3 protein-coding genes, 1 tRNA gene and 2 pseudogenes are annotated in these 4,474 nt (G+C 73.9%); 3 read left to right on the forward strand and 3 right to left on the reverse strand.

The features are described 5' to 3' along the window. The 3 genes and pseudogenes from BKD26_RS41900 to BKD26_RS38830 all read left to right on the forward strand — a co-directional run. Positions 1-316: pseudogene (locus BKD26_RS41900) on the forward strand (sensor histidine kinase); the annotation flags it as partial. Further along, the gene (locus BKD26_RS38825; protein WP_084907996.1) at positions 316-927 is read left to right on the forward strand and encodes a response regulator transcription factor; all 612 of its coding nucleotides are present in this window, start codon (positions 316-318) and stop codon (positions 925-927) included. The pseudogene BKD26_RS41900 and the gene BKD26_RS38825, both read left to right, overlap by 1 nt. 21 nt (positions 928-948) lie before the next feature. Beyond that, positions 949-1,021: transfer RNA gene (locus BKD26_RS38830), tRNA-Gly, on the forward strand. 46 nt (positions 1,022-1,067) lie between these two features. Here BKD26_RS38830 and BKD26_RS38835 read toward each other — a convergent pair. The 3 genes and pseudogenes from BKD26_RS38835 to BKD26_RS41905 all read right to left on the reverse strand — a co-directional run. Beyond that, on the reverse strand, positions 1,068-1,967 hold the full coding sequence (locus tag BKD26_RS38835) for a phosphoribosylaminoimidazolesuccinocarboxamide synthase (RefSeq protein WP_084907990.1): 900 nt from the start codon (positions 1,965-1,967) through the stop codon (positions 1,068-1,070). Positions 1,968-2,135: 168 nt separating this feature from the next. Further along, on the reverse strand, positions 2,136-3,596 hold the full coding sequence (locus tag BKD26_RS38840; RefSeq protein ID WP_084907993.1) for a N,N-dimethylformamidase beta subunit family domain-containing protein: 1,461 nt from the start codon (positions 3,594-3,596) through the stop codon (positions 2,136-2,138). 162 nt (positions 3,597-3,758) lie between these two features. Further along, positions 3,759-4,474: pseudogene (locus tag BKD26_RS41905) on the reverse strand (hypothetical protein); the annotation flags it as partial.

The raw sequence follows: 4,474 nt of genomic DNA on the forward strand, positions 1-4,474 counted from the left end.
GGTGACGGTGTCCGTGCCGGCGGGCGCGGAGGGGGGGTGCGCGGTGCTGGTGGTGGAGAACGACGGGGTGGATGGCGGTGCGGGTGTTGGGGCGGAGGCGGGTGCTGGTGGGGGTTTTGGGTCGGGGGCGGGTGGGGGGTCGGGTGCGGGTGCCGGGTCGGGGCTGGCCGGGCTGCGGGAGCGGCTGGCGGCGCTGGACGGGACGCTGGAGGCCGGGTGGGTGAGCGGCGGGCGGTTCCGGGTGACGGCGCGGGTGCCGGTCGGGGCGTCGGGGACGGGGTCGGCCGGGGCGGCCGTTGCGGAGGCGGCGTGGTGATCACTCCCGTACGCGTACTGCTGGCCGATGACGAGCACCTGATACGGGGGGCGCTGGCCGCCCTGCTCGGCCTGGAGGACGATCTCGTGGTGGTCGCCGAGGCGGCGTCCGGGCCCGAGGCGCTCGCCATGGCGCGGGCGCACCGGCCGGACGTCGCGGTGCTGGACCTGCAGATGCCGGGCGCCGACGGTGTGAAGGTCGCCACATCGCTGCGGGCCGAGCTGCCCGGGTGCCGGACCATGATCGTGACCGGTCACGGCCGTCCCGGGCACCTGAAGCGGGCCCTCGCGGCGGGGGTGCGGGGCTTCGTACCGAAGACGGTCAGCGCCCAGCGGCTCGCCGAGATCATCCGTACCGTCCATGCCGGAAACCGTTACGTCGACCCCGAGTTGGCCGCCGACGCGATCTCCGCCGGCGACTCGCCGCTGACCGCGCGGGAGGCGGAGGTGCTGGAGCTGGCGGGGGACGGGGCACCGATCGCGGAGATCGCGCAGCGCGCCTCCCTGTCGCCCGGGACCGTACGGAACTACCTGTCGTCGGCCGCCTCGAAGCTGGGCGCCGAGAACCGTCATGCGGCGGCGCGGCTCGCCCGCGAGCGAGGTTGGGTATAGTGGTTTCGCGCTACGGCGCATGCGGACGTAGCTCAGTTGGTAGAGCGCAACCTTGCCAAGGTTGAGGTCGCGAGTTCGAGCCTCGTCGTCCGCTCAGATGGAAGCCCCCCGGCCGGTCGGCCGGGGGGCTTCGTCGTGTCTCAGGTCCAGCTGGTGCCGGTGAGCAGCTCGTACGCCTCCAGGTACTTCGCGCGGGTCGCCTCCACCACCTGCTGCGGGAGGGGCGGCGGGGGCTGCTCGCTCGTGCGGTCCCAGCCGGAGGCCGGCGAGGTCAGCCAGTCGCGTACGTACTGCTTGTCGTACGAGGGCTGGGCGTGGCCCGGCTCCCAGGTGTCGGCCGGCCAGAACCGGGAGGAGTCCGGGGTCAGCACCTCGTCGGCGAGGACCAGGCCGTCGCCGTCGTGCCCGAACTCGAACTTGGTGTCCGCGAGGATGATCCCCCGGTCCCGGGCGATGTCGCGAGCGCGGGAGTAGATCGCGAGGGTCGACTGGCGCAGCTGGGCGGCGGTCTCCGCGCCGACCTGGCGGGCGACCTCCTCGTACGACACGTTCTCGTCGTGGTCGCCGACGGCCGCCTTGGTGGCGGGCGTGAAGATCGGCGCGGGGAGCTCGGAGCCGTCGGTGAGGCCTTCGGGGAGGGCGAGGCCGCAGACCGTACGGGACTCCTTGTACTCGGCGAGGCCGGAGCCGGTGAGGTAGCCGCGCGCCACGCACTCGACCGGGACCATGCGCAGCGACCGGCAGATCAGGGTGCGGCCCGCCCAGTCGGCGGGGGCGCCGGCGGGCAGCTCGGTGGAGATGACGTGGTTGGGGATGAGATCGGCGAGCCGGTCGAACCACCAGAGCGAGAGCTGCGTGAGGACACGGCCCTTGTCCGGGATCTCGGTGGGCAGCACCCAGTCGTAGGCGGACATGCGGTCACTGGCGACCATGACGAGGTCGCCCGCCTCGTTCTGGTACAGGTCGCGCACCTTGCCGGTGTGCAGATGCACCAGGCCCGGGACCTGGAGCGGCTCGGGCTTTTCGACGAATCCGGACACGGTTCCTCCCCGTGGTTCTGTCCAATCAGCTCCGATTCTCCCGCATGCGGGGCCGGGCTTTGGCCAGGGGTCTCGCGGATCGCACGGGATGGTCGGGAAGGATCTTCGGGACGAGGCTCGCGTGGGTGTCGGCGCCGGTGCCGGAGCGAGACTCTCACCAGGTGCGTTCTAGTCCCGTTTGCAGATGCGGTCCAGGAGGTTGGCTGTGGCGCGCTGGATACGGAGGTCGACATGACCCGGCCGGTCCAGGGCGGGCGACCAGGCGAAGGTGCCCGAGGCGAACACCAGGGCGCCGGAGGGCGCGCGGTAGAGGGAGGTCTCCTGGTGGCGCACGTTGTTCTCGCCGTCCCGGTAGGGGGAGTGGGCGAGCAGGATGCGGCGCCGGTGCTCGGGGAGGGCGGTGCGCGGGAAGTACCGGTCGGCCTCGCCGGCGACCAGGCCGGGCAGTTCGTCGCCCTCGCCGGCGCCGGTGGCGTCCCAGAGCCAGTGCTCGGCGTTGCGGACGACCATCGGGTGCGGCTCGGGGACCCGGCCCGCGTACTGGATGCCGAGCAGCTGCTGCTCGGGGCGGTCGATCTCGCGCCACAGGGCCGGTTTGCCCGGGCCCCGGCGTTTTCGGCAGGTGAGGAGGCGGTCGGGGACGCCGGAGGGGGAGGGCGCCAGCTCGACCTGCCAGTACATGGTGTTGGCGGAGAGGAACACCAGCGAGGTGCCCTGATCGCGGGCCTGCTCGACGGTACGGCGCATGGGGGCGGACCAGTACTCGTCGTGGCCGGGGAAGACCAGGCCCCGGTAGCGGGTCGGGTCGATGCGGCCGGCGTGCAGGTCGCGGGCGTCGGCGTACGCGAGGTCGTAGCCGTACCGCTCGGCCCAGCGGATGAAGTCGTAGGCGTGCCCGACGTGGAGCGGCAGCCCGGCCCCGGCGTACGGGCGGTCGAAGGAGACGGTCGTCGCCGCGTCCTCCTCGCCGAGGAGGCGGCCGTCCTCGTCCCAGGCGTGGTAGAGGCTGGCGCCGGTGCGGCCGTCCTCCGGGTAGAGGTTGTAGGCCTGCCAGGTGACGTCCGGGAGCAGCAGGAGCAGGTCGGCGGGATGGCTGTCGCGGACGGTGAAGGGGATGTGGGAGCGGTAGCCGTCGGCGGTGGTCAGGACGGCCACGTACGCGCCGATCGACCAGTAGGAGGGGACCTGGAGCCGCCAGGAGAGCCACCAGTGGTGGCAGGAGACGGTCCGGTCGGCGGTGAGCGGGGGTGGCTGGACGATGCCGGCCAGGCGCGGGCTGGTGGTGATCTTGGCGGCACCGTCGCCCGCGTAGTGACCGATCCGATAGATGTCGACCGAGAACTGCTGGGGTGGGTCCACGGTGATGTGGAAGTCGATCGCCTCGCCGGGGGCGACCGCGCCGGTGGAGGAGAAGCCCTTGATCTGGCGGCGTACGTCGTCGGCGGAGCGCGGCCCGCCGTGGCCGCCGCGCGCGAGGGCGGGGTCGGCGTACCAGGGGACGACCTGGCCGGTGTCGCCGAAGTACTGCTCGCTGCCGCGCAGCCACGGCAGCGGGCCCTGGCCGAACGGGTCCGTCACGGCATGGGCGAGGGCTCCCGATTCCCACCGCCGAATCTGTTCCGCCCCCATGTGCGCCCCTCCCTCGACTCCCCCGCGACTGTCAGTGCCGATCCCAGCACATCACATAACGCACGCACTCCGTCACCGTTCGTCGTTAATTGGCGAGAACGGAACGTGGCATTCCGTTCGTGGCGCGCCGGTCGCGCGTCGGCTCCGTGTCCCGCGCGTCGGTCAGACGAGACGGACGGGCTTCTCGGGACGTACGCCGACGGTCGCCAGCCAGGAGCGGAGCGGCTCGGGGTCGGCATCCTCTATGAGCGTCATGACGCGGGCGGCGAGGTCCGGGTGCCGCTTGCCGCCCACGAGGAGGGTCGGCCCGTCGAGCCAGTCCAGCCCGGGGGCGGCGCCGGCGGTGTCGACGGCGGCGCAGCACACCATGGCGGTCACGTGATCGGCCAGCAACTCCCGCCCGCTGCGGGGCGGCTGCAACGGGAACAGTGGCAGCGCGTCGCCCCCGGGCCCCCACGCGGCGTGGTCCAGGTCGCCGGGTACGGACATGGGGGGTGGTGGGGTGCCGGCGCCTGCGGGGGCACCGGGGGCGGGGGCGGGGCCTTTCGGGGCGTCGGGTGGCGTGTTTGCGCCTCCGCCGGGGCGGGCGTCCGGGCCGTTCGGGGCGGTACGGACATCGCGGGGCGCCGGCCCCTGGGCGGCGGCGCCCCCCCGGGCCGGGTCCCCGACCGGAACAGCCGCCGAACCCCGCGGCACGGCTGCCGTCCCGGCCGGGGCGATGCCCATGGCAGACGCCGCGCCCGCGGCGGGGGCGGTGCCGGTGGCGGGGGCGGTGCCCGTCGCGCGGGCGGCGCCCGTCGCGCGGGCGGTGCCCGTCGCGCGGGCGGTGCCCTCGGCGGGGCTTGCGTCCGTGCTGGGGCCCACGCCCGTCGCGGGGA

This window comes from Streptomyces sp. CB03238, assembly GCF_002099185.1.
Taxonomy (GTDB): Bacteria; Actinomycetota; Actinomycetes; order Streptomycetales; family Streptomycetaceae; genus Streptomyces.

What these genes read in the sequence shown, in the direction of transcription:
- BKD26_RS38840 (WP_084907993.1), bottom strand. Translation starts at nt 3,596, where the DNA reads ATGGGGGCGGAACAGATTCGGCGGTGGGAATCGGGAGCCCTCGCCCAT.